We start from the raw sequence: 25,927 nt of genomic DNA, 5'->3' as shown, positions 1-25,927 counted from the left end.
CGCCACCTACTGCGCGTCACTCCGGTCGGCACAACCCGCCTGGCTCCATGGACGCTCATCGTCTCGATGGGCGCTCATCATCGAGCATGCCCATGACCGTGGGGTCGGCAACCGCCTCACGCTGGCGTGTCTGGCTGTTGTCCGCGGCCACCGTCGGCTTCAACGAACCCAGCGGCACGCCGCGCAACAGGTCCGCATAGCGCGGTAGTCGGCCGCACAGGGTTGGCGTGCGGGGGTGCCGGGCTTGGGCCACTGGTTGCGTGGCCAGGCGCTCGCGCCTTCCCCACCAATCGCGGGAACGGTCGGCTGATCACGCCTGCCTTGCGCATCAGTCGTCGCCGATGACCCGCTCGCCCATCAATTCGCGCTCGCGCTTTTCCAGCTCTTCGGCATAACGCTTGCGCACAAATCCTTCGGACAACACGCCCAGCACGTGTTGATCGACATCGATCACGGCCAGTTCGTCGGCTTGCGTGGCGTCGAAGACCTTCATGATCGCCACGATGTCGGTCTGCGCCAGCAACGCTGCATCGCGGTGCTTGGCGTAGTTGCTCACCGGAGCGTCCAGCTGTACGCCATCGGCATACAACGCTGCCAGCGGCACCACACCGGCATAGCGGCCGGACGCATCTTCCAGCACCACGCGCTGGGTCGAGCCCAGCGGAAAACGCCGCCGGAACTCGCCCACGCTGATGTCGTGCGCAGTATGGTTGGCATCCTTGCGCATCATCTTGCCTGCCGATAGATGGCGTACCCAGCCCACATCGCGTGCGCTGCGGATGTTTTCGCCGCGCAGATGCAGCCGCCAGGTCGAAAACGAGTAACCGAATACCTGGCGTACCACGGTGTTTGCCACCAACACCGCCGCCATCACCGCACTGGCCAGCACAAAGTCGTGCGTGCCTTCCAGAATCAGCATCGCCATGGTCATCGGCGCACCTACGATCGCCGCGGCCAGTGCCGCCATTCCGACGAGGGAGGCACTGGTGGGGTCCACCACCGCAGCGCCCAGCAACAGGTTTACGCCCACCGCAAACAAGCTGCCGACCAATGAGCCCATGAACAATGATGCGAAGAACAGGCCACCGCGGAAGCCGAAACCCAGCGAAATCCCGGACGCAAGGCATTTGAGCACCAGCAGCGTCGCGAGCATCTGCAAGGTAGCGCTGCTGGTCAGATCCAGATGCAGGGCGCCATGGCCGGATGACAGCACCTGTGGCGAATACAGTGCCAGCGGAATCAGCAGCAATCCTCCGATGACAGGGCGCCCCCACAACGGCAGCGCGAGTCGCCCCACGCCGCGCTCGATGCCGGCCACCAGACGCATGACGGCGATACCGATCAATGCGCAGACCAATCCGAGCGCAACATAGATTGCGTAGTCGCGCGGCTGCAGCTGGTAGACCACCGCCGCTGGTAACGAATAGGGCGCGGCACCGAGTGCATTGGCCATGAAGGCGCCAGCCAGCGCTGCGGCGGCCACCGGAGCCAGCGCCGACGGCGTGTAGGCACCGATCACGATCTCGAAGGCATAGAATGCGCCCGCCAGCGGTGCCCCAAAGGCGCCGGCAATCGCTCCGGCTGCACCAGCGCCCACCAGGGTGCGCATATCCGCACGGCGCACCCGCAGTACACGACCCAACTGCGAGCCGGCACCGGACCCCATCTGCGTGTAGGTCGCCTCCAGGCCTACCGACGCGCCGAAGCCATTGGACAGCAAGGTTTGCACTGCGACGATCAGGTTGTCGCGCATCGACATACGCCCACCATGCAATGCATTGGCTTCCACCGCATCCACCAGCGGGCGTTTGCGCCGACGCGCCAGCACAGCCACCATGCCCACCAAAAGCCCGCCCAGCGGCAACGCCAGCAGCTGCGTGGCGGTGATCGAGTCGGCCGTGCTGAGCCGCGCGTCCGGACCAAGCCCATACAGCCAAGCCTGCATGCCGTGCGCAATACCCGACTGCACCACCATCAACGCCGCAGCGAGTAATCCGACCAGGGCCGCCAACCCAATGAACCACAGGTCGTTGACACGTAACTGCCGGCGTAGCCAGTCCACAGGTCGGCGCACCAACGCGCCGGGGGCGGGCGAAGTTTGTGTGTGGTCGTGAGAATGTGTCTGCATGCCAGGAGTGTTCGCCAGATCAGCGCATCGGCCGTGCCGACGCCAGTTGCTGCACTAGTGTGCACGAGCCCGACTGACCTGAGGGGATGCCACGCAGGACATCCGTGCGCCGCAATAGTGACAGCTGTTGCCACCGCACCACCGCAGGCCTGGATCGCCTCCAGCCCGGCGGCACCGTCGCTCAGCATGCCGGACAGCAACACCCCCACCACGCGCGGGCCAAACGCGAGCGCGACCGACCGGAACAACGCATCGATGGCCGGACGCGACATGTTTTCGCGCGGCCCCACACCCAGGGCAAGGCGCTCACCGTTGAGCATCAAATACCGATCCGGCACCGCCACATAGATGTGCCCTGGTAGCAGCACCTGTCCGTCTTCGGCCACGTGTACGGTGAACTGCGGCGCGACGCGACGCGACGCACCATGCTGCCCATGCCATCGCCGCGCGCAGACAGATGCATGACGACCAGGATCGGCGCGGGCAGCCTGGTCCGAACAGGCAGCCGCCTGCGCAGGCGTAGTCCGCTGGCGATGCGATCACCCGGGATGGCCCGGACATACGCGCGGATCGAAGGCACCGGTGCGGGTGCAGCCCTGCACGGCAGCACCAACGGCACAGCCGCTGCACGTTCCCCCTTCAACCGGCAGGCCTGGCACGGCGACGGCGACGATCGGTCGGGCCCTGATCAGTCGCGCATGGCGCCGCCCTGGACCTGCGGTTGACGCCGGCGCGTCTGGCCCATCAGCCGCCGCAGCGCCGGCCACAGTGCAAAATGGGCAGTTGCAGAGACGCTGGCGATCGCCACAAAGACGATGCAGGGCAGCACCGCGCCAAACACGAAGGTCATGCCCAACACGAAGCCGAACAGATATTCGGCACGGTACGCGCGGACCACCACTGCGCACAGCAGCAGCGTCACCAGCACACCGAACGCGACCGATTCGTTGCCGAGCACGAAGGCGACCGATAGCGACCCGCCAGCCGCCCACGCGCCGACCGCGCCTGCCACCGCCTTGCGGAACACCGCACCATCGCCAGCGGCCCGGCCTGCCACCACGCTGACGGCAAGCCAGCCCACCAGCGGCAGGCTGAGCAGCCCCCACCAGTTGGAGATGGCAGGCAGGTCTGCGCGGTTCAGCAGGTGATGGCTACGCACGCCGCCGTGGCTGTACTCCCACGCCAGTTGCGCGATGGCGACCAGCATACCCAGCAACGGCATCCCCCAACGCCACCAAGATCTATCCCGCTGTGCCATCCGTGCTCTCCTGGTGGTGGTCGTTGCGTGCCCTGCGTCGCCATGCGCTGACGCACGACCACTTTGCCGCAGCCGTCGGCGCGCCACGTGTGCTGGGCGGCACCATGACTTCTGGACGTAATCATCGGCGCAGTCGCGCACCCGGGGTCACCACCACGCATCGGCAAACGCCGCAGTGCGACTGCACACCGGCACCGGCCTCATGACGCAGGCGTGTGGACGGCGAGTCGCCATGCACGACATCCATGTCGATATCGGCAGTGTCGTGCTGATGCGCAGCGTGCATGTGGGTATCGTCAGGAAGGATGGCTCAACGGCGCACGGTGGAACTGCGTGTCTTTTTCGAATGCATCACCGTGGCGGCGGCGTCGCGGATGGCGCTGGTGATGTGCTGGAGCGTGCTGGACCTGACCGCCGAATACTGCCAGTACAGCGGCACATCGATATGAAGCGTGGGCGAGATCAACACCACATCCCCGGCATCCACGGAGGGTGATGCCAGTGCATCCGGCGCAAGACACCAGCCCATCCCGCTGGCAGCGGCGCGGACAAAGCCGGTCGACGTGGGCAGGTAATGAACCGGTGGCTGCACCCTGGCACGTGTGACATGCCGGATGAATCGTGCCTGCAGGTCGTCCTTGCGGTTGAAGGCCAGCAATGGCGCCCGCGCCAGCGACGCGGCCGACACGCCGTCAGCGAAGTGTCGGCCTGCAAATGCCGGCGAAGCGATCGCCACGTACCGCATCACGCCCAGCGCATGCACGTTGCAGCCCTGGATGGGGCGAGGCTCGGATGTCACCGCGCCGAGCACCGTGCCGTCGCGCAGCAGGCGCAGCGTGTGGTCCTGATCATCCACCCGCACATCCAGCAGATAGCCATGCGCGACGTGCAGCCCCGCAATGGCCGGGATCACCCAGGTGACGAGCGAATCGCCATTGACCGCGATTGCAATGGATTGGGTGCCACGACGTTTCTCAGAGCGCGCAAACACGTCTTCGACTTCGGACTCCAGCGCCTGCAACGGGCGCACGCGGCGCAACAACTGCTCGCCTGCCGCAGTGGGGCGGCAAGGCGCGTCTCGCACGATCAAGATCTGGCCCAGCCGGTCTTCGAGCGCCTTGATCCGCTGTGAAACCGCCGACTGGGTAATGGACAGGTAACGCGCCGCCGCCTCGAAACTGCCCTCATCCAGAACCGCCGAAAAGGCCGCAAGCTGTGGATGCATGAGAATCATCGTGGCGCTCCATTAGGAACGCTAATGCTGTAGAAGAATGGATCGTTTGTCTAATGCGCGGCCTGCTCCAATGCTGGCACCTGTCATTGAGACCGGTGCCCCACATGTCCATCACTGCCCTGCTAGCCGGCTTCCTCGCCGGCGCCGGCCTGATCATCGCGATCGGCGCCCAGAACGCCTTCGTCCTGCGACAGGGGTTGAAGCAGCAGTACGTTGCACGCGTGGTGGCCGTCTGTGCCCTGGGCGACATCCTGCTAATCGTGCTTGGCGTTGCCGGCATCGGTGCACTGGTCCACCGCTATGGCGGGTTGCTAGAGGTGCTGCGGGTGGGCGGCGCCTGTTTCCTGGCGGCCTTTGGCGTACTCGCCGCCAGGCGTGCCTGGCGCGGATCGGGCGGCCTGTCCGAAGCACCCGAAGCGCGAGCCGGCCCGTATCGCGTGCTGCTCACCTGCGCGGCGTTTACGTTTTTGAATCCACACGTCTACTTGGACACGTTGGTGCTGCTGGGCAGCATTTCCACCGGTTATACCGGCCAGCACCGCTGGTTCTTCGCGGTGGGCGCCTGCCTGGCGAGCGTGACCTGGTTCACCGCACTCGGCTTCGGTGCAAGGTTGCTGAGGCCGGTCTTCCGCGCCCCACCGGCCTGGCGCGTCCTCGATGCAGGGATCGCCGTGTTCATGATCGGCCTGAGCGTTGCCCTGCTCACGCGCCCGCTGTGAATGCGCAGCGCATGGTGCACACGACGACGACGCCAGCGATCGGGCATGCGCGCACTTCCCGCGCACTGACGCCTGCTCGGTTCATAAAGTCGAGGATGCATCCGCTATAGCTCCGATCGATCCTGCCGCTATGGGTTGAATCAATGGAGCAAGCCTGCATGGCCAACGAACTCACAACCCAGGTGCCCTTCGCTGGCCTGGACGACACTGCCGGGGAACTGCTGCAGCGCCTTGCGGAGCTGACACCGCTGAAAACCTGGGTGCTCGCAGAAATCAAGAACGACCATTGGATCATCCGGGCCTGCACGGACGCGTCCTTCGGCCTGGCGGTGGACCAGTTCTTGAGTTGGCCCGAATCAGTCTGCCGCAGCATGATGGTCATGGGCGGGCCTCAGTTCGCACCGGATCTGCAGAAGTTCGAGCACCTGGCGCAGTCGCCGGTGGCCAGCAGACTCGGCATTGCAAGTTACCTGGGCGTTCCCATCCGCATCCCTGGCAGGGTGGAGGGCATGTTGTGCGGCCTGGACGATCGCGTCGTGGAGGGAAAGGTCGAGCATCTCCTGCCGCTGGTGGAGACCTTCGGGCGCGTCCTGGCCGGCTCCTGGGCCCAGCACCTCGGGGCGTTACCGCAGCCCACGGCAGATGCGGCGGCCGTGGACGACACACAGACGCTGGCCGGCCTCTACGATCTCGGTGCCTTCCGTGAGCTGCTTCAGGCAGCAGCGGATCACCGCCATCGCACCGAACAGGGCGGCGTGCTGTTGTTCGACCTGGATAGCAGCAGCTCGGGAAACCCGCTCGGCTCCGAGCAGGATGTCATGGCGGCCATCGGCGTGCTGAAACAGGCCACCCGGCCGCAGGACAGTCTGGCGCGGCTGGCGCATGGGGAGTTCGCGCTGTTCCTGCCGGGCAGCAGCGAATCCGGCCTGCTCTCGGTGGCACGACGCATCCAGTCGTCGCTACGCTCCAAGGGCCTGAACGCCAAGTGGGGAGCCAGCTGGTTCAAGGAGATGGGGCAACTCAACAACATCGACCACCTCATCAAGGTCGGGCCACTGCGGCCATCCAGCCCGGTCAGCGACGCGCCAGCCACGGCGCCGCTCAACTGACGCGCAACGTTTCAGCATGCGCCAGACATTGCGATGTCGAGCGCGCAGCGTGGATCGATAGGAGCCCCCTGCAAGCGGGCTCACCCAACCGACAGAATCTTCATCCCCTCCCTTCGATACTGGCGTCTTGACGCGCTCGCTACTGGGCGCTCATCTGCTGACACTGCTGCACGGTCAGCGGCGTCCGCTGTCGTCAAGAGGGCTTGCTTTTGGATACCCCGACTGTCCGGGACGTGGGCGAGTATCTGCTCACCGCCCACGTCTGCCCATTGCATGGAAAGTTCGTGCCGGAGCTTCTGGTGTCCCGGCCCGGCGGCATCACCCTGCGTCGCCATTGCCTGCCCGGCGCTGCGTTTGCGGACCGTGACACGGCCTATGACTACGCCCGGCAATCGATGTCCTTGTGCCAGGTGTCGAGTACGGGCCTGGTGACCCTGTCGAACGTCAGCCTGGCCTGACACGCCGACAACGGCGGGCTGCGACCAAGCGCCGGGAGTGCGCCTGTCCACAGGAGCAGCCTGAGCCCTGTACGCCAGTGATGGCGGCCAGCGCGTTGTGCCCGACTCGATCACATGATGTTGCTGACCATTGGACCAGTGGAGCGAGGCGCGGGTCCGAGGTGCTGCTTGCGGCTGTTCATCGCTGCAGGACTTCGGGCAATCCAATGGTGACGGTCAGTTTTTCGCAGCGCCCGGCATATCTCCAGGCGCCTGATCTGCAAGCGCCGCCCTGGTCAGACAGCGGCCGTGCAACGTCCAGCCGCGATGCCAACGTCTCGATGCACTGACCCTTGCCGGTCAATGCATCGGGCGAGGCAACCGCGCTGAGGGGCCAGCGACACGACCATCACTTCTGGCATGCGACGCGCACAGCGTGTCGCCGCTAACGTCGATGACACCGTTCAACGTGTCATCAGGCATGCATCATCCAGATCCATCACGTCCCGCCGTACAACCGGGCCTTGCCGTGCTGCGGCATCCTTTTTCGCGGCTTGTCATGATCGCGGCCATCCTGTTCCTGGCGCACATGCCTTGGCTACCGTTTCCCTGGCGAATGCCTCTGGTCGGTATCGCTGGTCTTGCGCTGGTCTGGGTCGAAACGCGCTCCGCGCGCGCGTGCGGACTGGCGCCAACCGCGTTTCGCGCCATGCTGGGCTGGACACTGTTGTTGCTGGCGTTGGTCATCGGACTGATCAACCCGGTGGTGCAGCCACTCATCGATGCGTTGACCGCAACCCGGACCGACTACAGCGCCTACGGCGCGCTTCGCGGCAACATGGCGGCGGCCGTCCAGCTGGCCGGTGGCGCCTGGCTCAGTGCCGCGGTGGGCGAAGAACTGGTCTTTCGTGCGTTCCTGCTGCACCAGCTCGATCAGATGCTGGGCCGCCATCGCGGCGGGCGGCTGCTTGCGGCGCTGGCCTCAGGCGTGGTGTTTGGCCTGATGCACGCCGCGCAAGGCATCTCCGGCGTGCTGCTGACAGGAATCGTCGGCACGCTGCTGGGCGTTGTCTACCTGCGCTCCGGGCGCAACCTCTATGCGCTGGTAGTGGCGCATGGACTCATCGACACCTGCGGAATCGCTACCTTGTATCTGGGATGGTATTAACGCCACGCGTCGCAGACAGACGGGTGGCGATGCCACGGCGGTGACCTGCGCGTTGGCGGCGTCAGAGCCGTTAAATATGGCATGTGCAACTGCAAGGCTCGGCACGGCGGTGACCGAGCCTTGCCATGACGTGCCACCCAGATGACACCAGCGGCGATGCGCGCAAGCCACGCACACCGCCGCAGTCGCTCACTCGATCAGCCCGCCAGCGCCAACGCCAGCGCCGGCTTGGCAGCGGTGCCGCGCCCACGGTCTGCCACGCTCTGCACCAGCAGCGAGGCCTGGTCTTCCAGCGCGCGTGCCGACGCGGCCATGGTGTCCACCAGCGACGCGTTCTGCTGGGTGGCGGTATCCATCTGGATGATGCTCTGGTTGATCTGCTCGATACCGGCGCTCTGCTCGGCGCTGGCATTGGCGATGTCGCCCATGATCTGGTTGACCCGGCTTACCGACGCGAGCAGCTCCTGCATGGTCTGGCCCGCCACCGCCACCTGTTCGGCGCCCTGCTTCACCTTTGCGCCGGAGTCGGCGATCAGGTCGCGGATCTCCTTGGCGGCATTGGTGCAGCGTTGCGCCAGGCTGCGCACTTCCGAGGCCACCACGGCAAACCCGCGGCCCTGCTCTCCTGCCCGTGCCGCTTCGACTGCTGCGTTGAGGGCGAGGATGTTGGTCTGGAAGGCGATGCCGTCGATGACGGTGATGATCTCGCCGATCTTGCGTGATGACGCCTCGATCTGCGTCATCGTGGCGACCACGCCATTGACCAGCTCACCGCCCTGCTGCGCCGTGCTGGCCGCACCGCTGGCCAGCGTGTTGGCCTGGCGTGCGCCTTCGGCATTCTTGCGCACGATGCTGGTCATCTCCTCCATCGAGCTGGCCGTCTCTTCCAGTGCGGCGGCCTGCTGCTCGGTGCGGCGGGACAGGTTGTCGTTGCTCTGCACGATCTCGCCCGCGGCCTGACTCAGGGTCTGCGCCACTTCGCCCAGCTGGCGTCCGGACTGGATATCCATCAACGCGCCCACCGCACGCAGCGGCGTGCCGTCGTCTGCGCGCTTGGTCAGGCCGCGCGCCCGGAACCAGCGGTACTGACCATTCTTCAGCTGCAGGCGGTATTCGATATCGAAGCCGGTGCGGCCGCTACGGTCGTTCAGGTGCGCCGCGAATGCATTGAGCGAGCGCGCCTTGTCTTCCGGATGCAACCGCGAGGCCCAACTGTCGAGCACATTGGGAAACTCCTGCTCATTCTCGAATCCGAGCAGGTTACGGAACTGCGGCGACCACCAGAATTCGTTGCTGGGGTTGATCGGATCACCGGCGATCACGCTCATGTCCCACAAACCGTCGCTGAGCATCTGCGAGCCCAGCTCGAAGCGCGTCAGGGTGATATCCAGAAAGCGGTCGCGCTTGCGCCGCTCGGTGATGTCGGTAATGGAGCCGGCAACGCGTAACGGCGTGCCGTCTGCATCGCGCGCGGTCGTACCGAAGGCGCGGAACCACCGGTACTCGCCGGACTTCAGGCGGATGCGGTTTTCCACGTCGTAGGGCGTGCGGCCGCTGCGGTCGGTCAGGTGTGCCGCAAAGGCGTCCAGCGTGCGCTGCAGATCGTCCGGATGCAGGCGCTGCACCCAGCTGTCGAGCACATTGGGAAAGTCCTGCTCGGACGTGAAGCCAAGCAGCCGGCGCATCTGCGGCGACCACCACACCGGGTTGTCCGCATGCCCCGGGTCACCGGCCACGATGCCGATGTCCCACAGGCCATCGGTGGTGCCGTCGGCGACCAGGTCAAAGCGCCCCTGCAGATGCTGCAGTGCCCGTGCGGCGTCTTGCGCCATTGCCTGCGCCTGCGCGCGTTCGCGCTGCAGGGTGGCCAACTGTTCGGACAAGCGCCTGGCCACGCCCTCAGGCACCACCGACGGCCATTGCGGAGCGCCTGCCTGCAGCAGCGTGTCCAGGGCGCGGCCCCATTGCTCGGTGTTGGGTGTCTTGGCAAACCACATGGCGGTCTCTTCGATTCCAGGGGAGACCCCGCTAGCGGCAGCAACCGAGCTGTTCTTGAGCGGGTTGAGCACCGCGATTGGGCCGCCAGTCAGTCTGGCGGCGCACAGGCCTCGCAGTGCGTTGCCACCGGCGGCAGCGCTGTGCCGCGTCGGTCGGCGCAGATGTCGGCCCCGGCGACGTACGTGCTTTCGGTTTGTCGTCGCGGATGCAGACCAGACCCATTCGCCTGCAGGCCCAAGGACGCGGCATGGGCCACCCGCAGCGCCCACGCTGGCAAGATAGGCGCCTGGGTCGAGGAGGAGCGGAACGTGGGACTGTATCTGCCGCGGCGCGTCTGGCTGGGGGCAACCGTGCTGGGATTCACCGCCGGCATCGTCAATGCCGCCGGCTATCTGGGATTCAAGCACCAGGCGCTGAGCCATCTGACCGGAACAGCGTCGCTTGGGGCGCTCGCCGTGGGGGCCGGACACTGGCGCCTGGCCGCGGAACTGGCCGCGATCGTCACCAGCTTCGTGGGCGGCGGGCTGCTGGTCGGGCTGGTCCTGCGCGGGCGCGCCCTCTCGTGGCGTTACGTCGGCCTGCTCTGCATGCAGACCGCCTTGCTGCTCGCCGCATGCGCGCTTCTCGGCAGTGGCCATGGCTGGGGTGGCTGCCTGGCGGCAGCGGCGTGCGGCCTGCAGAACGCGATGACCACCTTCTACAACGGCTCGGCGATCCGCACCACGCATCTCACCGGTTTTTTCACCGACCTGGGCTTGCTGCTGGGGCAAGGCCTGCGCGGCGATGCCCTGCCATGGCGCAGGCTGTCATTGGGCAGCCTGGTGCTGGCTGCATTTCTCGCAGGTGGCGTCTTTACCGCCACGGCCTTCAGTCGGTTCGGCTTCCAGGTTCTCCTGGTTCCGGCAGCGCTGGTTGGCAGTCTTGCCGCCGGCCTGGCGCTTCATCTCGCACGGCATGGCAGCGCAGAGCGCCCTGTGCCTGCATCCAAGTGAGCAACGTCGGCCTGCCCTGGCTGCCGGCCGCCAGCAGACACGCTGCTAGAACCGCACACGCGACAGCGCCTCGCGGCCGTGCAGCGGCGCCGTTACACCAGGTCGCGGTAATCCTGCAGGATCACCATCACCAACTGGCTGCGCGAGCGCACGTCGAGCTTGTTGAACAGCTGCTGGAAGGTTGCCTTGATCGCGCTTTCCGAGCTGCCCAGCTGACGTGCGATCAATTTGTTGGACTGCCCGCGCAACAGCCCCCGCAATACCTCACGCTCGCGATCGGTGAAACTGGGGCGGCTTTCCTGGGTGCCCTGCACCACCAGCGATTGCAGATAGCGCTGATCGATCAGCACCCGGCCCATCGCCACGGCATGGATGCTGTCGATAAGTTCATCGGTAGACACATCCTTGCGGCAGATGCCGGAGACGCCCAGGCGGATCAGGGCCAGCGCGTCGCGCTCGGGCAGGCCGGCCGTGACCACCAGCGTGGCCGGGCGGCGCGCCTGCTCGGCCTGGCGGCGCATGTAGTCCAGCGCGTTGTACTCACCCATGTCGTAGTCCAGGATCACCACGTCCGGCGCCAGCGATGCGATCTGCACGATGGCCTGCGCCAGCGCACCGGACTGGCCCACCACCTCAAAGCGCGCATCGGCGCCGAGCAGGCGCAGCAGCCCCTCGCGGAACAGCGTGTGGTCGTCCAGCAGGTACAGCCGGACCGGTGGGCGCGGCGCCTCATCCATCGGGCAGCTCCGCATGCGGTGCATGCGCCAGCGGCAGATGCAGCTCGAAACACGCGCCCTGCCCGCCGGGCGCGTAGCGCAGCAGGCCGCCCTGGTTGGCCATCAGTGCCCGCGAGATGTACAGCCCCAGCCCGGAGCCATCGCTGTCGCTGCGGAACGGCTGGAACAGGCGGGCCGGCTCGGCGATGCCCGGCCCGGTGTCGCGCACGCTCACCACCGCACCGCCCTGCTCCAGGCGCGCACTCACGATCAACTGGCGGCGTTGCGGCGGCAGCCCCTGCACCGCGCGCAACGAATTGCGCGCCAGATTGAGCAGCACCTGCAGCAACGCATGGCGGTCGCCCTGCAGCGACGGAAACTCGGCCGGGATCTGGATGATCAGCTGGCCGTCGATGTCTTCCCAATCAGAGCGGATGATCACGTCCAGCTCGCTGCACAGCGTCTGCAGCCGCGTTTCGTGCACCTCATCGGGCAGCTGCCGGCGCAGGTTGAACGAGGCCAGCTCCATCAGCGCCGCCACCAGGCTGCGCAGCGCGGCCAGATCCGGGTCTGCACCGATGGCCGGATGTCGTGCCAGGTTGGAGGTGACCACGCCTGCGGCCGAACACAGGTTGCGGATCTCGTGCGACACCGCACCGGCCAACAGCCGGTTGTTCTTCAACACATCGTCAAAATGCGCCGACTCGCGCGCGCGCACTTCCTCGCTGGTATCGACCAGGATCGCGGCCAGATGGCGCTCCTGGCTGTCTTCGTAGACCGAGAACCAGGTGGTGGCCGGAAACCGGGTGCCGTCGCTGCGGCAGCCCCAGGTGCTGGCCGAAGTACGCATGCCATCCAGGTTGGCGCTCATGCTGAGCGCATCGTCGAGCAAGGGCAGGAACTCGCGCACCGCGCGGCCTTCCAGTCCACCGTCGTCGGCCATGTCCAGGATCTCGTGCGCGGCCCGGTTGGCGGCCACGATGCGGCCATCGCCGGCCACGGTGAGCAGCGCTGCCGGGCTGCTTTCGGCCAGCAGGCGCAGTTGCCGCTCCAGCCGTCGGCGTAGCCGCTGCTCGGCACGCAGCTGCACGTAATGCGCAAGGATCACCCGCCGCGTGCGGCTGATCTCTGCCACCAGCAGACCGCAGCCGGCATAGGCGATCGTGGCCATGAAAAACCGCAGCGCCTGTTCGACCAGGGTCTCCTCGGTCACGAACAACCCGCGCAGCACGGCGCAGGCAATTGCGGCAATGACGATATCGCGGCGTGACAACACCGTGGCGGCCAACACCACCGGCAGGATGTACAGCAGCCCCAACGAGACGCCCAGGTGCGAATACCACTCGGCCCACACCAGCGAGGCCAGCATCGCCAATGATGCCCACAGCGTGGGGCCGCGATTGAGTTTGACCACCTGCCCGCGCCACTTGAATGGCAGCCTCAGTCTGTCCATCGCCCACCGGTGCACTTGCGCTGCAAATTCGCTCCTCGCCACATTTTCAACGCCACAACATGCCGGCCTGGGGCGCAGATTTCACCCTATCGAAAGATAGCCCGGCCGCATCGTTCGGACCGCCTGCAGCCCGTCCGATGCCGGCGCAAGGATGGCAGACACAACCGTGCAGGCCGGGTGTAATGCGGCCACCCCACCTTGGCTGCCCCTCCATGATCACCCGCGATACGTTTCCGTTGCGGCGCATCTGGCCCAAGACCTACAAGCGCCTGCTGGTGCTGCTGGCCTTCGACTGCGCCGTGGCCGTGCTGTACACCTTCTTCGACTGGCACTGGCTGTCCATCGAAGCGCTGCCGCTGGCACAACTGGGCTCGGCGCTCACCATTTTCCTGGCATTTCGCGCCAATGCGGCCTATGGCCGCTGGTGGGAGGCACGCCAGCTATGGGGCGCGCTGGTCAATACCTCGCGTGCCATCGCACGCCAGGCGTTGACCGCTCTGGATGTGGACCCCGACGACCCGCGCCAGCGCGCACTGCGCGATGACATCGTCGTCCACCAGCTCGCCTTCGTCCATGCGTTGCGCTGCCATCTGCGCCGACAGAATCCCTTCCCCGAACTCACCGGCCTGCTGGGGCAGGCACGTGCCGACGCATTGCGCAGCTACGCCAACATTCCCAACGCGCTCACCCTGCGCCTGGGCCAGCAGCTGCAGCAGGCGCGCGACCACGGCATGCTCGACAGCCTGCGCTGGTCGTCGCTGGACGCCAACCTCACTGGGCTGGCCAATATCCAGGGCGCCTGCGAGCGCATCAAGAACACCCCGTTGCCGCGGCAGTTTTCATCGCTGCCCAGGACGCTGGTGAACATGTATTGCTGGCTGGTGCCACTGGGCCTGATCGCCGGCATGGGCCTGGCCATGCCGATCGCCTCGGTCCTGATCAGCTTCACCCTGATCGCCATCGACAGCGCCAGCAGCGCCATCGAAGACCCATTCGAAAACACCGTGCACGACACCCCGATGACCGCGTTGTCGCGCGGCATCGAGCTGACACTGCGCGAAATGCTGGGCCAGCGCGTGCCACTGCGCGAAGTGCGCGCCATCGACGGCTTCATCTACTGACAACGGAGAGTGCCATGCAGACCACGCCAACCCACCTGATCTTTGCGACCAACTTTTCCGAAACCTGCCACGCGGCCATTCCCACCGTGGCGCAACTGGTGGACCGCCTGCGCGCCCGCCTCACCATCCTGCACGTGCATGCCAAGGGCAAGCGCGCGCAGGCCCAGCAATCGCTGGACGCGTTCTTTGCCGAAGCCTCCAACTATCCGGGCTGCGAGCGCGCGCTTGCCAGCGGCCCGGCCGCCGCCGGCATCGTCTCGTTCTGCCGCAGCCGCGACGACGCACTGCTGATCATGCCGCCGTCCGAACGCACTGGGCTGCCACGGCCACTGCATGTCTCGCTGCGTGCACGCGTGCTCGAACGCGTCGCCACCCCCATGCTCACCCTTCCCTACGCCGACGCCATCCCGCGCGACGGCGCGGGCGGCGGCCATGTCGCCTGCTGGATCACCGGCCGCGAGACCAGTCTCGACACATTGCGCGATGCCGCCGCCATGGCGCGCCGTCGCGGCGCGGACCTGCACCTGCTGCACGTCATGCCGGACATCAGCGAAGGCCTGCTGGTGGACAGCCTGTTCAACGACAAGCCCCTGACCGAAACTGCAGCCGCCAGCTGGCTCAGCGACCTGGTCGTGCAACTGCACGATGATGACCTGCGCGTGCGGCTGCATGTGGCCGTGGGCAACCCACGCCGCGAGATCGCCGGCCTGCTCAAACGCGCCTGTGCCGACGTACTCGTCGTCGAACACGACGCTGTCGTCCGCCGCGGTGTCTGGCGCTCCTCGCTGCAGGCCACCCTGGCCAAGACCCCCTGCGTGCTGATCTGCCTGCCACCGTCGCATCTGCGCCGCCCGGCCATCGGCACCACACCCAACCAGGACACGCCGCGACGCCGCCGCGGCCGCACCAGGTGGTTGCTGCGCGCGTAAACGCCCTCTCGCCCGCCCCGGTGCGTGCATGCCGGCTGTCAAACCGCTTCGCTGTCTCACCTGCCACCCGCAAGCAACAGACCCAAGCAGCGAGCGACCGCATGTGCCAGCAGGGAATCCCCATGCCCCTTACCCTGCTCTGCTGATGAAACCGCCAAGCGTCCCATCCGGATCGCGGGCACCGGGTCGTTGGGCGAGCGCTTGCGATCCTGCTCCTGTAACGCTGTCAGCAAGAGCTGAGCTGCTGGTAAGGTGGAGTAGCCCAGAATGTTGCCAGCAACCTCATCATCCACCAGGACATGGGTCGTGCTGATGCCATCGCGATGGTGCTGCACCGCCTGCCGCTGCAGATAAGCATCCAGTGTCGGCTCCTTGCAGCTAAAGCTATTGCAATCGCGCCGCTTTGGCCGGAGCTACTCAACGATCAACACGCACTCAGCCCTGCGCAACGCGGGAGAGTGCCTTGTCCAAGTTGGCATTGGGCTGGAAGGGTGCGTCCAATGCTTTCAGGAATCGCTTGGATTCCTCCACCGACAACGTCACCGTCAACTCAGCGGCCATGACGCTCTCCACCTCGCGCATGACTGCATCACGCACAAAATCCGAAAGCGACATGCCACGCAGATCGGCAGCACGGGAAATGCGCGCCTTGTCGGCAGGGTTCAAGCGCAGGTCGAAGCGGGTGGGAATGTTGACCATGGCAAGCTCCTATTTGTACGAAACAGTACCGTATGGACCCATATCCAATGACCTACCCTGTCCTAGCCGGACGTCGTAATCAACCTTCAACGACCTCGGTGGCTTAGCCACGACAGCATGACAAGCGTTGCGCGTGACAGCCGTTAGCGGCAGACGTGCGCTTCGGCCAACGCTTGGCACAAATTGGGCGACACGGCTGTCTGCGTTGAGCTGCGACGCGCGTGCTCGCCCGCTGGCTACAGCGTCCAGGCTGAAAGAGCGTCAGGCAAGACCACGTCGTGCCGGAGATTCTCGAAATGAGCTACGCCGACTCCAACGCTTTCCCGTTGACACGCGCCGTGAGCCGGAGCGAGTATTTGGGCGTCGCCGCACAATCGGCGACCGGAATTGGCGTTCCGAACCAAAAGGCGCACCAGCGCCCATCGATCGATGCACGGCGCTTTTTTATCGCCCGCATCGCCGCGGGTGCATGCCGGCCAGCTTTATGGCGGGCGGTGCGCGGGGGCCGCAAGGCCCACCGGTTCCTTTTGGCCGGCACGCCAACCGCGCACCGTCCGTCACCCCGATTGGCGTCTGGGTGACGGATTCCAAAATACAAAAGGAGTCCAGCATGTCCTACGACACCCATGAAGTATCCGTGTCTGCGTTGCGCCAAGCCGACCAGCATGTCGACCTGATCGCCGACACCCTCGCATGCAGCCATTCCCCGTGGCTGCGCTTGAAGGCACGCCTCGCATGTACGAGCAAGGCCACCCATAGCCTAACGTTTGCCAACGGTGCTGCAGCAATCGCTGCGTTCAATGCCTTGGCTGCGCAGGTGTGGCAATGAGTACGAGCAAACACTTCCGCGTCTGCACCGGCGTCACCCTCAGCTTCGAGATGATGCAGGGCTATGTGCTGGCCATGCTGCATTCCCACGCGCAGCCCGATCTACCGCCGATCCTGATCGCCTGCGAAGCCACAGGCTTCGATGATGTCTTGCCGGGCAGCGATGCGCAGAGCATCGTGCTGGGCCGGCTGCACGTCTGCATGTATGAAGACCCGGCAGTTGATGTCCTCACTTGGCTGCGCAGGCAAGCGCACCGCAATCAAGCTTCACAATAAATACCGCCCACGTAAACGTTTATCGAGAATACGCCGACGCCGCGATCAGCTCGGCAAAAGATCGTGTCCAATAGGTCTCCGAGAGTTCCCGACATTTTTCGGACTGAAAAAAGGCACTTGGACGCGTGTCCAAGTGCCTGCTTTCTTGGTGGCCCAGCAGGATTCGAACATGTAACCAAAGGGTCATGGGGAGGTAGAGCTAAAGAAAAAAATGCTCAGGCACCTTAACTTTCCTGTTTAGACGTGCCCCTCATGTCGGCTGCAGGCCTACCCCAGTGAAATATGGCATATCTACCTCCTCAGTGAAACGATGAGACCCTTGGAAGATCCCTTTGACAGGCTCGTCCTGGTCCAATCTGCGGCTGACATACCAGGGCGCCTCCGGCACTGCTGGAACGTCATCGCGGACGATCGTCTGGAAGCCCTGGAACACGTGGACGCATCAAGACCCTTTCAGGCGCTTGCGAAGCGCCAGCCGCCCTGCCCGCTTCCGGGGATCGCAGCGGCGTGTTAGCCGCAGGTCAATGCAGTAGCAGACGCCGGCCAACGGAAGGCACAACAACAGATACAGGCCCGGCAGGGCCCTGCCAGATACGCCGTGGTTGATGAGGAGATCCATCAAAGGCAACATGAAAGCGAGCGAGAAGAGCGAGACAAACAGGTGCCAGAAGCTGAAGAACAGGTATCGATTCGTCCAGCGCGTGCCCAGCGCCGGGCTGTCGATCGTCTCTGTTGCCAGGCGATACGCGGCCACCCGCAGCCGACATCCGCAGCCAAGCATCCCGGACACGAACACGATGCCCACATAGATCAGAGAAAGGGACAGCATGTGTCAGCGCTCGCGCAGGGCTTCGGTGGTGTGCTACTGCAGAGGACTAAGCAGGTAGTCGATGGCCAGTATGCGGCAAACCGCTGCAGTTTCGCTGGAATGCACACACCGAAGCCGAACGTGACAGCGCCAAGGTCTCCACCACCGCGGCGACACAGTACGTCCACCGCACGCAGATTGTGCGCGAAGCCGGCGCACCATTACCGCGAGATCCCGACCTATGTGACCCAGAAAGCCGACGCTGCTTGCGCTATCCCTGCTGGCTTCGTACGACTGCTAGGTGCCGCCGCCCCAGGCAAACCTTCCGGGCCAACAGGAGAGCCTGATGCGCCGGCCGCCGCCTTACGCTTTCTGCCGTCGCCGGCACTGTTGCTGATAACTTCACCAGCTGCCGCGCTACCGCCGCGCAGCTGAAGGTGCTGCAGGACTGGATCGACCCGCACGCACTTGATCGAGCGCCGTGATCAAGCCCGCCGGCTTGCGCGCGCATCTGGTGGTGGTATTGCCGGACCTGGCACGCGATGCTGACCGACTGCTGGTGTTATCGGTGCAGGTAGCTTGACCAGCACGTTCCAGCCGGGTCTGTCTTTCGAGCACCAGCACACGCTAACGATCCTAACTATGCCCGCGATCCGGACAGCGTGATGCTGTCACTGCTGGAGTGGTGCAGGTCAAATCAGTCGGAACTGCTCTCCAATCCGGCGCGCCGAGGCGACATCGCCTTCGAGACCGACATCCTCGCCAACGAAGCGGTGCATCTGGCGATCAAGTTGCCGGTGACCGAACGCGTGGTAGTAACTGCGGAAAACGGCAGCGGCGACGACATCACCCATGCGCCCGAACCCGTGATCGAGCTCACCTGGATGGCCTGACCGCGCTGGAAAACTGGGCCGCGCCGCTACTGACACACCCGCAGCCGGTGACCGCCGCACGCTGGCACGCAAGATCGAAATGGAACTGAGGCGCTCGCAGAGCCAGCGCATCGGCAAGATGCGGGCGCCCGGATGGCACGCCTTACACACCGCATGCAGCAGCTGCGCCGGAAGTCCGGGCGAGTCAAACGGACAGAGGTGTTTACCAAGCTGCGGCAGGCCAAGTACCTAAGGGTCAGCGTTAGCCCCAGTACAGGAGCGTGGAATTCATGGGCCGCGTAACCCGCATTGCTCGCATGCATCAATAAGGACTAGCTGACGCGCTCATAAAATCCAAACCAAAAACCACCTATCTGAAGCGAACGCCACCTGATCGTCTAAGTTGATCGCCGGTTTATTGAGGATTTTCAAAACAACGTCTGAAAGGTAATATCTAAATCAACAACATCCAGCTTGGGCGCTACAGATTCTCTCAAAGCTTAGCTAAAAAATATTATGCAAAAACTAGTCAATTAATTTTCAGGCCTGCGTCTTTATGCAGCTAAGCATTCATAATTCCAAAGCACTGCATTGCCCGGATTTCGCTCCAGCATATGAATCTGCCGTAACAATTCCCATAGCAGAATTACCAGCAGGTACCGGCCCGCTGCTACCTCCAGAAAAACAAGCCAACTGATTGCCGACAACCACCAGGAACGCACTTAATTCACGGTTTTCACCATTGCAAGCACCTGGCTCAACATTGTATTTAGTTGCAGAAGAATACCGAGGGAGTAGCCCGTATTGGCGCACCGCCCCTCGGTTAATATAACTTATTTACTGATCCTGCGTGCTTAGCACATTCGCCAATGTCGGGCCGCCACGCACGTTTAAGTTGCGGCCGGCTGCATCGGCCCCGGAATAAAATCAACCCGCACAGGATTATTTAACGTTTTTTCGAGAAGTGGAATGTCTTTTCTATACTGCTCCTTATCAACGTCCTTACTGTAAATATGCAGGACGATCTCGCTTGTCCTCTCATCTACAAACACCCCTTCAAGTCCCGGGACGTTGCTAAATAGCTCGTCATAGTGCCTATCGATGACAGCCTGTAATTCTTCTAAAGTCTTCTCCGCACCTCCTTTTATAATGACTGCGACATCACCTGACTTGGTTGAAATTTTACGGCTTGTGACTGGATCTGCTCCTTTTACCCTTATTACAAATCGCAATTCTGGGACATCCTCCCAATAGGCGCCGGCCAATCTCCCCTGGTAACTCTCAACAAGACGCTGAATTAGTGCCTCTGCACTGTCTTGCAACTTTATTCGCTTTACCGCCTCTTGCTCTGAAATCAAAGCGGCTCTGGCGTATGTTTGTATTTCTTTACTATCAGAATCCCTAACTACCATCTGGGCGCCCCTTCCCGTTGTCACCAACATGCAAAACACCAACGCAAAAGCAACTACAGTCCTCATGTCGACGCTCCATTTAGTCTGCCGCCATTCAATCATCAACGGATTTCTAGGACGCGGTCAATGTCGACTCCCCGTAAAATTGATCCATCCATGGTTAGAGGTCTCCGGGCACACTAGCCACCAAGGAGACCAACGATGCGCAAGAGCAAGTTCACCGAGAGCCAGATTGTCGCCACGCTGAAGCAGGTTGAGGGCGGCCGCCAGGTCAAGGATGTGTGCCGTGAGCTGGGTATTTCCGACGTGACGTACTACGCCTGGAAGTCCAAGTACGGCGGCATGGAGGCCGCTGATGTGCAGCGCCTTCGCGACCTGGAGACCGAGCACAGCAAGCTCAAACGCATGTACGCCGAGCTCGCGATGGAAAAAACCTTGCATTGAAGGATGTCATCGCAAAAAAGCTGTAGACCCGGCGCACAAACGCCCGCTTCTTGCCTGGCTCGTCGAGCAGCATGGCTGGAGCGGGCGCCGGGCCTGTGCGGTCGTTGGCGTGGCTCGCTCGACAGCGCGCTATCGGCGCCGCCCCGATCGCGACGAGGAGGTCATTGCGCTGCTGTCCGAATTGGCCGAGCGCTTTCCCGAGCGTGGTTTTGGAAAGCTGTTTCAGACCATCCGCCGTCGCGGACATGTGTGGAATCGTAAAAGGGTGTGGCGCGTGTACTGGCTGGCCGGCTACAACCAGCAGATCCCGCACGGCAACCTGTGCGGACTAACGCCCGCCGAGTTCCGTGATCAACATCATCGCAGACCTCTCGCTTTAGCTGGCCTTGAATTGCGGAGAGTCGAGAGTGGGCACGCCAGGGTTCAAACCGGGACCAAGGATTATATTTTAGTTGGATTTGCCATTAAATGAATTGCTTGTGCACATCAAATTTCCCGATCGATTCGCTATCTACGCTTGCAAAACCGCGCGCATGACTGCTTTTTCACCGGACCTGCTATGACGACCCAGTTGCCAACCTCATGATCGCGCATGCCCCTGTTACCGGGCATAGCGATCCTGTGGGACGCCACCTTCGCCTCCTCATGAGCGATCGGTACGCAATGATTGCCCCTGCGACTGGGTCAATTTTATAGGAGGCTGGAATTCACTTAGCGCTCGAAAACCCTTGCAAAACGGCCATGAACGATCTAGTGTACGGAATGATCACTAACTCACGACTTCCCAGATTATCCAAGGATGAGCGGACGGAGCACATCGTAGACGTTGCCGTTCAATTATTCGCGCAAAACGGTTACGGGCAAACATCCATGTCGAGCATTGCTGCGCGACTGGGCGGATCAAAAGCTACGCTGTACAAGTATTTTTCGTCCAGACAGGCCCTCTTTGAAACGGCCATGATTCGATGCTGTGACGAGGTGTTTGGTGAATTTCCTGAAGTCGATCCTGCCCAGCGAGGTGTCTCAAGCTATTTAATCGACACCGGGGTGGTAATTCTTAGTGGCATGCTGAATCCGAGAGCTCTTGAAATTACGCGCCTGGTTTTTAGCGAAGGCTCAAGACACCCGGAGATTGCAGATATATTTTATAAGAAATGCATCACTCCCACTTATGCTTTGATCGCCAATGGATTAGCCCACTTTCATTCTTCCGGAATTATCGTATGCCCGGACCCTCTAAAAGCCGCGAAGAACTTTGTCGGGATGATACGCGAAGACATACATTTAAGCGCAATTTGTGGACTAGGCTCTTTGCCGCAGCGCTCAAAGCTTGAGGCCCACGTGAGGCAAGCTGCTGACGCTCTTTTAGCAGGGCTGACGACTTCAGAAAAATTCTAGCAATTAACCTACTTAAGCCGCTTACTTCAGATAGAGAGCATCGAAAATGACTCAACAGAAACTTTTCGGCAAAATAGCGCTAGTAACCGGAGCTTCGGGAGGCATCGGACGCGCGATTTGTCTGCATCTTGCAGATTCTGGCGCGGAAGTAATAGTTCATTATTCAGGCAACAAGCAAGGCGCGGAAAAAACAGCCTCAGCCATCCGGGATAAGGGCGCGACAGCTCGAATCATTCAGGCGGACTTGCGTGACCCTGCAGCGATTGAGCAACTGGATACGCAAGTCAACGCGCTTGACATTCTGATCAACAATGCAGGTGTAGCAGAAGGCTCAAACCTTGCGTCAACAACGGAGGCGCAGTTTGATGCAGTATTCGACACCAACGTCAAGGGACTGTTTTTCCTGACCCAGACGCTTCTACCAAAGCTACGTGAGAGCGGATCGATCATAAACACCTCATCAACGGTGTCGATCGCAGCCTATCCAGACTACATTGCGTATTCGATGTCGAAAGCTGCTGTCAACGCCTTCACTAGATCTCTGGCCGCCGGCCTCGGCGCACGAAAGATTACAGTAAATGCGGTTTTGCCCGGCGCAACCGATACTGATTTCATAAACGCAGCTAGAGATTATCCTGGCGTGCTCGACTCTATTGCCGCAGGTACAGCTCTAGGACGTATTGGAAAGCCCGAAGATATTGCACGCGTTGTTACATTCCTGGCATCACCCGATGGGGCGTGGATAACCGGACAACTTATTCAAGCTAATGGCGGCATGCATCTCTGATGTTTAGTCGCCAGAAGGAAGCGGAAGGGAGCACTGACTTTCAGATCGAAACGACCAGGACCCAGTTTTCTAGGTCAATGCGATTCGGCGAGTGGGGCTAACCCTGCGCGCGACACCCCGACTTTGAGTATCACAGCAATTTGGAGTCCAATTTCCTAGCCGAGGAGATTGGACGTGAAGAAGCGCATTTTCCAAGAACAGATCGTGGTTTCCTGCGCGAAGGCAAAGCGGGCGTGGCAATCGAGGTCCTCACTTGGCTGCGAAAGCAAGCGCACCGCGCTGGGGCGGAACGATGAACCCCGCAAACGCAGTCGCTTATCGAACACGCCAGCGCCGCGATCAGCGAATCAAAAGACCGTTTCCGATAGGTCTCGAAGACAACAAAAAAGGCACTCGGGCGCGTACCCAAGTGCCTGCTATCTATTGGTGGGCCCACCAGGATTCGAACCTGGAACCAAAGGATTATGAGTCCTCTGCTCTAACCGTTGAGCTATAGGCCCGGCTGCACAGCGCTCGCTGGTGCCGCATGCCATGCGTCGGGCCCACAGGAGTGGTGCAAGTTTACCTGTCCGCCAACAAGCTTGTCTGCTGGATGCCTGGTGCTGACTGCTTGCTGCATCCTTCGTCCGCTTTCCAAGCGCCTATCTAACCGCACTGCACGCGAACCAAAGCGCGCTGCAGACGCCAGCGGAGATAGGCGGGCCGCTCAAGCTGTACGTGCTGTTCGATCGGCACACATAAACTGGCGGGAGACCATCACGCATCCGCAGTCTGTTGCTGCCTGTCGATCAGCTGGCGACCTTCGCGGAAGCCTTGCGCAATGGCGTCCTGGTAGGTGTCCCAGGTCTGGGTCCGGTTGTTGATACGGGGCAGGCGCGTGCTGCCTCCGTCCGCGTAGACGTCCACCCAGAGCGTCCACTTGGCCGTTGGCGTGGCCTGTTCGGCACGTACGCGGATCTCGTGATCGCGGTAGGTGGTGGTTTCGTAGCGGCTTTGTCTACTCATCGGATGGCCTCGTTTCCTTTCGTGGATCAACTTAGAAGCGCCGGCTGGAATACCACGTGAGATTGGAAGAAACATCTACTTAATAGTGCGTTGCCGTGCGGCTTCGTCACCGAGGTGTGAAGCCGATCTCCTCCATGCAGTGCAGCCTGCAGCAGCATTGCCGGGTCAGCGCCTGAAACGCAACAGCCCCGCGTGTGCGGGGCTGTTGGGACCACCGTGCGGATGCGACTGACAGGTCAGTCGATATCCAGGAACGAGCGCAGCTGTTCCGAGCGGCTGGGGTGACGCAGCTTGCGCAACGCCTTGGCCTCTATCTGGCGGATCCGCTCGCGGGTGACGTCGAACTGCTTGCCCACCTCTTCCAGCGTGTGATCGGTATTCATGTCGATACCGAAGCGCATGCGCAGCACCTTGGCCTCGCGCGGGGTGAGGCCAGCCAACACGTCGCGCACCGTCTCGGAGAGATTGATGTTGGTGGTGTTGTCGATCGGGGACTCCACATTGGTGTCCTCGATGAAGTCGCCCAGATGCGAATCCTCGTCGTCGCCGATCGGGGTTTCCATCGAGATCGGCTCCTTGGCGATCTTCATCACCTTGCGGATCTTGTCTTCCGGCATGTCCATTTCCTTGGCCAGTTCTTCCGGCGTGGCCTCGCGGCCAAACTGCTGGAGCATCTGGCGGGAAATGCGGTTCAACTTGTTGATCGTTTCGATCATGTGCACCGGAATACGGATGGTGCGCGCCTGATCGGCGATCGAACGGGTGATGGCCTGGCGGATCCACCAGGTTGCATACGTGGAGAACTTGTAACCACGACGGTATTCGAACTTGTCCACGGCCTTCATCAGGCCGATGTTGCCTTCCTGGATCAGGTCCAGGAACTGCAGGCCGCGGTTGGTGTACTTCTTGGCAATGGAGATGACCAGGCGCAGGTTGGCCTCGACCATTTCCTTCTTGGCCTTGCGTGCCTTGGCTTCGCCGTAGGCCATCGCACGGCTGATCTCCTTGATCTCGGCCAGGGTCAGATAGTTGGCCTTTTCCATCTCGATCGAGCCCTGCTGCTCGGAGACGATCTGGTCCTTGACGTCGCGCAGCGCCGACGACCACTTCTGCTTGCGCTTGAGTGCGTCTTCCACCCATTCCAGGTTGGTCTGGTTGCCTTCCCAGGAGCGGATGAAGTCCTTGCGCGGCATGCGTGCCACGGTGGTGGCCAGGTGCAGCACCTTGCGCTCGTGGTCCTTGATGCCATTGACCACGCCACGCAGCTGGGTGACCAGCGCGTCGGTCAGCGGCAGCGGCAGCTTGAGCGTGGTGAAGATGGCGGCCATGTCTTCGCGCGCCTTGACCACCAGCTTGTGCTCGGCGCCGTTCTTGGCATAGATCTTCTTGAACTTGGCGTATTCGTTGGCCAGGTTCTCCATGCGCGTTGCAACTTCCACCGGGTCCGGGCCGGTTGGGCCGGCCTCTTCTTCGGCCGCGTCGTCATCGCCGTCTTCGTCGTCGTCTTCATCGACGGCGTCTTCGTCCACGGCGACCGGGCCAGCAGCGGCCAGTGCAGCGGCGGCGGCATCGGCTTCTTCGATCAGGTCGTTGAAGCCGACCACGATCTCGGCCAGACGCTTCTTGCCTTCCTTGTGCGCTTCGTAATCGGCCAGCAGCATTTCGGTCGACAGCGGAAACACGCCCAGTGCTGCCTGGACCTGGCTGAGGCCTTCTTCGATACGCTTGGCGATGGCGATTTCGCCTTCGCGGGTCAGCAGCTCGACCGTGCCCATTTCGCGCATGTACATGCGCACCGGGTCGGTGGTGCGGCCACCTTCGGTGTCGAGCGCGGTCAGCGCGGCGGCGGCTTCTTCGGCGGCGGTGTCGTCAACCTCGCGGTTGCCGGTGTTGCCATCGTTGAGCAGCAGGGTTTCGGCATCGGGTGCAACTTCATGGACATCGATGCCCATGCCGTTGATCATGCTGATGATGTCTTCGATCTGCTCCGGGTCGACCAGGTCGTCGGGCAGATGGTCATTGACTTCGGCGTAGGTCAGATAGCCCTGTTCCAGGCCCTTGCTGATCAGTAGCTTGATGTCGGATTGCTGGGCAGGACGTTCGTTGGCCATGAGTGCTCGCGCCACCGGCTTTGAG

The 25,927-nt window shown here is 62.7% G+C and carries 23 protein-coding genes, 1 tRNA gene and 4 pseudogenes; 15 read left to right on the top strand and 13 right to left on the bottom strand.

Annotation, left to right across the window (positions count from 1 at the left end; genetic code table 11):
- Positions 1 to 328: 328 nt before the first annotated feature.
- The 4 genes from ABQZ09_RS06160 to ABQZ09_RS06145 form a co-directional block, all read right to left on the bottom strand.
- Positions 329 to 2,074: a chloride channel protein gene (locus tag ABQZ09_RS06160; protein WP_349776411.1), complete on the bottom strand. Its 1,746-nt coding sequence runs from the start codon at positions 2,072 to 2,074 to the stop codon at positions 329 to 331.
- Positions 1,975 to 2,472, bottom strand: coding sequence for a chemotaxis protein CheB (locus ABQZ09_RS06155; RefSeq protein WP_349776544.1), 498 nt, complete (start codon positions 2,470 to 2,472; stop codon positions 1,975 to 1,977). Before ABQZ09_RS06155 ends, ABQZ09_RS06160 begins: the two co-directional genes overlap by 100 nt.
- A gap of 344 nt (positions 2,473 to 2,816) precedes the next feature.
- Entirely contained in the window at positions 2,817 to 3,350 is a 534-nt protein-coding gene (locus ABQZ09_RS06150) for a hypothetical protein (RefSeq protein ID WP_349776410.1), read from the bottom strand.
- 346 nt (positions 3,351 to 3,696) lie between these two features.
- The gene (locus tag ABQZ09_RS06145) at positions 3,697 to 4,620 is read right to left on the bottom strand and encodes a LysR family transcriptional regulator ArgP (RefSeq protein ID WP_349776409.1); all 924 of its coding nucleotides are present in this window, start codon (positions 4,618 to 4,620) and stop codon (positions 3,697 to 3,699) included.
- 104 nt (positions 4,621 to 4,724) lie between these two features.
- Here ABQZ09_RS06145 and ABQZ09_RS06140 point away from each other — a divergent pair, with 104 nt between their 5' ends.
- The 4 genes from ABQZ09_RS06140 to ABQZ09_RS06125 all read left to right on the top strand — a co-directional run bounded on the left by ABQZ09_RS06140 (position 4,725) and on the right by ABQZ09_RS06125 (position 8,053).
- On the top strand, positions 4,725 to 5,339 hold the full coding sequence (locus ABQZ09_RS06140) for a LysE/ArgO family amino acid transporter (RefSeq protein WP_349776408.1): 615 nt from the start codon (positions 4,725 to 4,727) through the stop codon (positions 5,337 to 5,339).
- Between the two features lie 158 nt (positions 5,340 to 5,497).
- Positions 5,498 to 6,448 carry a nucleotidyl cyclase domain-containing protein gene (locus ABQZ09_RS06135; protein WP_228314822.1) on the top strand — a complete coding sequence of 317 codons (951 nt, stop codon included), beginning with the start codon at positions 5,498 to 5,500 and terminating at the stop codon, positions 6,446 to 6,448.
- A 209-nt stretch (positions 6,449 to 6,657) separates the two neighbouring features.
- On the top strand, positions 6,658 to 6,906 hold the full coding sequence (locus tag ABQZ09_RS06130; RefSeq protein WP_349776407.1) for a hypothetical protein: 249 nt from the start codon (positions 6,658 to 6,660) through the stop codon (positions 6,904 to 6,906).
- 595 nt (positions 6,907 to 7,501) lie between these two features.
- Positions 7,502 to 8,053, top strand: a complete 552-nt coding sequence (locus ABQZ09_RS06125) for a CPBP family intramembrane glutamic endopeptidase (protein ID WP_349776406.1) — start codon at positions 7,502 to 7,504, stop codon at positions 8,051 to 8,053.
- Between the two features lie 197 nt (positions 8,054 to 8,250).
- Here ABQZ09_RS06125 and ABQZ09_RS06120 read toward each other — a convergent pair whose 3' ends face one another.
- Entirely contained in the window at positions 8,251 to 10,050 is a 1,800-nt protein-coding gene (locus ABQZ09_RS06120; RefSeq protein WP_349776405.1) for a methyl-accepting chemotaxis protein, read from the bottom strand.
- Between the two features lie 162 nt (positions 10,051 to 10,212).
- Here ABQZ09_RS06120 and ABQZ09_RS06115 point away from each other — a divergent pair, with 162 nt between their 5' ends.
- Positions 10,213 to 11,043: a YoaK family protein gene (locus ABQZ09_RS06115; protein ID WP_349776404.1), complete on the top strand. Its 831-nt coding sequence runs from the start codon at positions 10,213 to 10,215 to the stop codon at positions 11,041 to 11,043.
- Between the two features lie 92 nt (positions 11,044 to 11,135).
- Here ABQZ09_RS06115 and ABQZ09_RS06110 read toward each other — a convergent pair whose 3' ends face one another.
- Both ABQZ09_RS06110 and ABQZ09_RS06105 read right to left on the bottom strand, forming a co-directional pair.
- On the bottom strand, positions 11,136 to 11,780 hold the full coding sequence (locus tag ABQZ09_RS06110; RefSeq protein ID WP_039405954.1) for a LuxR C-terminal-related transcriptional regulator: 645 nt from the start codon (positions 11,778 to 11,780) through the stop codon (positions 11,136 to 11,138).
- On the bottom strand, positions 11,773 to 13,212 hold the full coding sequence (locus tag ABQZ09_RS06105; protein WP_039405957.1) for a sensor histidine kinase: 1,440 nt from the start codon (positions 13,210 to 13,212) through the stop codon (positions 11,773 to 11,775). Before ABQZ09_RS06105 ends, ABQZ09_RS06110 begins: the two co-directional genes overlap by 8 nt.
- A 212-nt stretch (positions 13,213 to 13,424) precedes the next feature.
- On the opposite strand from ABQZ09_RS06105, the gene ABQZ09_RS06100 reads away from it, so the two are divergent.
- The gene (locus tag ABQZ09_RS06100) at positions 13,425 to 14,333 is read left to right on the top strand and encodes a bestrophin family protein (RefSeq protein WP_349776403.1); all 909 of its coding nucleotides are present in this window, start codon (positions 13,425 to 13,427) and stop codon (positions 14,331 to 14,333) included.
- A gap of 14 nt (positions 14,334 to 14,347) precedes the next feature.
- Positions 14,348 to 15,262, top strand: a complete 915-nt coding sequence (locus ABQZ09_RS06095) for a universal stress protein (protein ID WP_228314817.1) — start codon at positions 14,348 to 14,350, stop codon at positions 15,260 to 15,262.
- A 435-nt stretch (positions 15,263 to 15,697) separates the two neighbouring features.
- On the opposite strand, the gene ABQZ09_RS06090 is transcribed toward ABQZ09_RS06095, so the two are convergent.
- Positions 15,698 to 15,961 carry a type II toxin-antitoxin system TacA family antitoxin gene (locus ABQZ09_RS06090; protein ID WP_039405961.1) on the bottom strand — a complete coding sequence of 88 codons (264 nt, stop codon included), beginning with the start codon at positions 15,959 to 15,961 and terminating at the stop codon, positions 15,698 to 15,700.
- A gap of 610 nt (positions 15,962 to 16,571) precedes the next feature.
- On the opposite strand from ABQZ09_RS06090, the gene ABQZ09_RS06085 reads away from it, so the two are divergent.
- Both ABQZ09_RS06085 and ABQZ09_RS06080 read left to right on the top strand, forming a co-directional pair.
- Positions 16,572 to 16,790 carry a hypothetical protein gene (locus ABQZ09_RS06085; protein WP_349776402.1) on the top strand — a complete coding sequence of 73 codons (219 nt, stop codon included), beginning with the start codon at positions 16,572 to 16,574 and terminating at the stop codon, positions 16,788 to 16,790.
- Entirely contained in the window at positions 16,787 to 17,065 is a 279-nt protein-coding gene (locus ABQZ09_RS06080; RefSeq protein WP_349776401.1) for a hypothetical protein, read from the top strand. The genes ABQZ09_RS06085 and ABQZ09_RS06080 overlap by 4 nt, the downstream gene beginning before the upstream one ends.
- Before the next feature lie 442 nt (positions 17,066 to 17,507).
- Here the strand turns inward: ABQZ09_RS06080 and ABQZ09_RS06075 are convergent, their stop codons facing one another.
- The gene (locus tag ABQZ09_RS06075; RefSeq protein ID WP_349776400.1) at positions 17,508 to 17,894 is read right to left on the bottom strand and encodes a hypothetical protein; all 387 of its coding nucleotides are present in this window, start codon (positions 17,892 to 17,894) and stop codon (positions 17,508 to 17,510) included.
- Positions 17,895 to 18,004: 110 nt separating this feature from the next.
- On the opposite strand from ABQZ09_RS06075, the pseudogene ABQZ09_RS06070 reads away from it, so the two are divergent.
- The 3 pseudogenes from ABQZ09_RS06070 to ABQZ09_RS06060 all read left to right on the top strand — a co-directional run.
- Positions 18,005 to 18,358 (top strand): annotated as a pseudogene (locus ABQZ09_RS06070) (hypothetical protein); the annotation flags it as partial.
- Positions 18,355 to 18,766: pseudogene (locus tag ABQZ09_RS06065) on the top strand (phage tail protein). The pseudogenes ABQZ09_RS06070 and ABQZ09_RS06065, both read left to right, overlap by 4 nt.
- Positions 18,754 to 19,071 (top strand): annotated as a pseudogene (locus tag ABQZ09_RS06060) (phage virion morphogenesis protein); the annotation flags it as partial. The pseudogenes ABQZ09_RS06065 and ABQZ09_RS06060, both read left to right, overlap by 13 nt.
- Before the next feature lie 564 nt (positions 19,072 to 19,635).
- On the opposite strand, the gene ABQZ09_RS06055 reads toward ABQZ09_RS06060, so the two are convergent.
- Positions 19,636 to 20,223: a hypothetical protein gene (locus ABQZ09_RS06055; protein ID WP_349776399.1), complete on the bottom strand. Its 588-nt coding sequence runs from the start codon at positions 20,221 to 20,223 to the stop codon at positions 19,636 to 19,638.
- A 135-nt stretch (positions 20,224 to 20,358) separates the two neighbouring features.
- Between ABQZ09_RS06055 and ABQZ09_RS06050 the strand changes: the two are divergent.
- The 3 genes and pseudogenes from ABQZ09_RS06050 to ABQZ09_RS06040 form a co-directional block, all read left to right on the top strand.
- Positions 20,359 to 20,905: pseudogene (locus tag ABQZ09_RS06050) on the top strand (transposase); the annotation flags it as partial.
- A gap of 437 nt (positions 20,906 to 21,342) precedes the next feature.
- Positions 21,343 to 21,999 (top strand): TetR/AcrR family transcriptional regulator, encoded by a 657-nt coding sequence (locus ABQZ09_RS06045; protein ID WP_349776398.1) that lies wholly within the window; start codon positions 21,343 to 21,345, stop codon positions 21,997 to 21,999.
- Positions 22,000 to 22,045: 46 nt separating this feature from the next.
- Complete coding sequence (locus ABQZ09_RS06040) at positions 22,046 to 22,786, top strand: SDR family NAD(P)-dependent oxidoreductase (RefSeq protein ID WP_349776397.1); 741 nt, start codon at positions 22,046 to 22,048, stop codon at positions 22,784 to 22,786.
- Between the two features lie 424 nt (positions 22,787 to 23,210).
- Here the strand turns inward: ABQZ09_RS06040 and ABQZ09_RS06035 are convergent.
- The 3 genes from ABQZ09_RS06035 to rpoD form a co-directional block, all read right to left on the bottom strand.
- Positions 23,211 to 23,286, bottom strand: a tRNA-Ile gene (locus ABQZ09_RS06035).
- 256 nt (positions 23,287 to 23,542) lie between these two features.
- Positions 23,543 to 23,866 (bottom strand): DUF6566 family protein, encoded by a 324-nt coding sequence (locus ABQZ09_RS06030; RefSeq protein WP_349776396.1) that lies wholly within the window; start codon positions 23,864 to 23,866, stop codon positions 23,543 to 23,545.
- A 161-nt stretch (positions 23,867 to 24,027) separates the two neighbouring features.
- A complete protein-coding gene (rpoD, locus tag ABQZ09_RS06025) occupies positions 24,028 to 25,902 on the bottom strand; it encodes an RNA polymerase sigma factor RpoD (protein ID WP_039564462.1) in 1,875 nt (624 codons plus the stop codon).
- Positions 25,903 to 25,927: the final 25 nt, after the last annotated feature.

It is taken from the genome of Xanthomonas sp. WHRI 6106 (assembly GCF_040202405.1).
Lineage (GTDB): Bacteria > Pseudomonadota > Gammaproteobacteria > Xanthomonadales > Xanthomonadaceae > Xanthomonas > Xanthomonas cannabis.
Note: the sequence above shows the minus strand (reverse complement) of the source record. Positions and strands in the feature narration are given on the sequence as shown.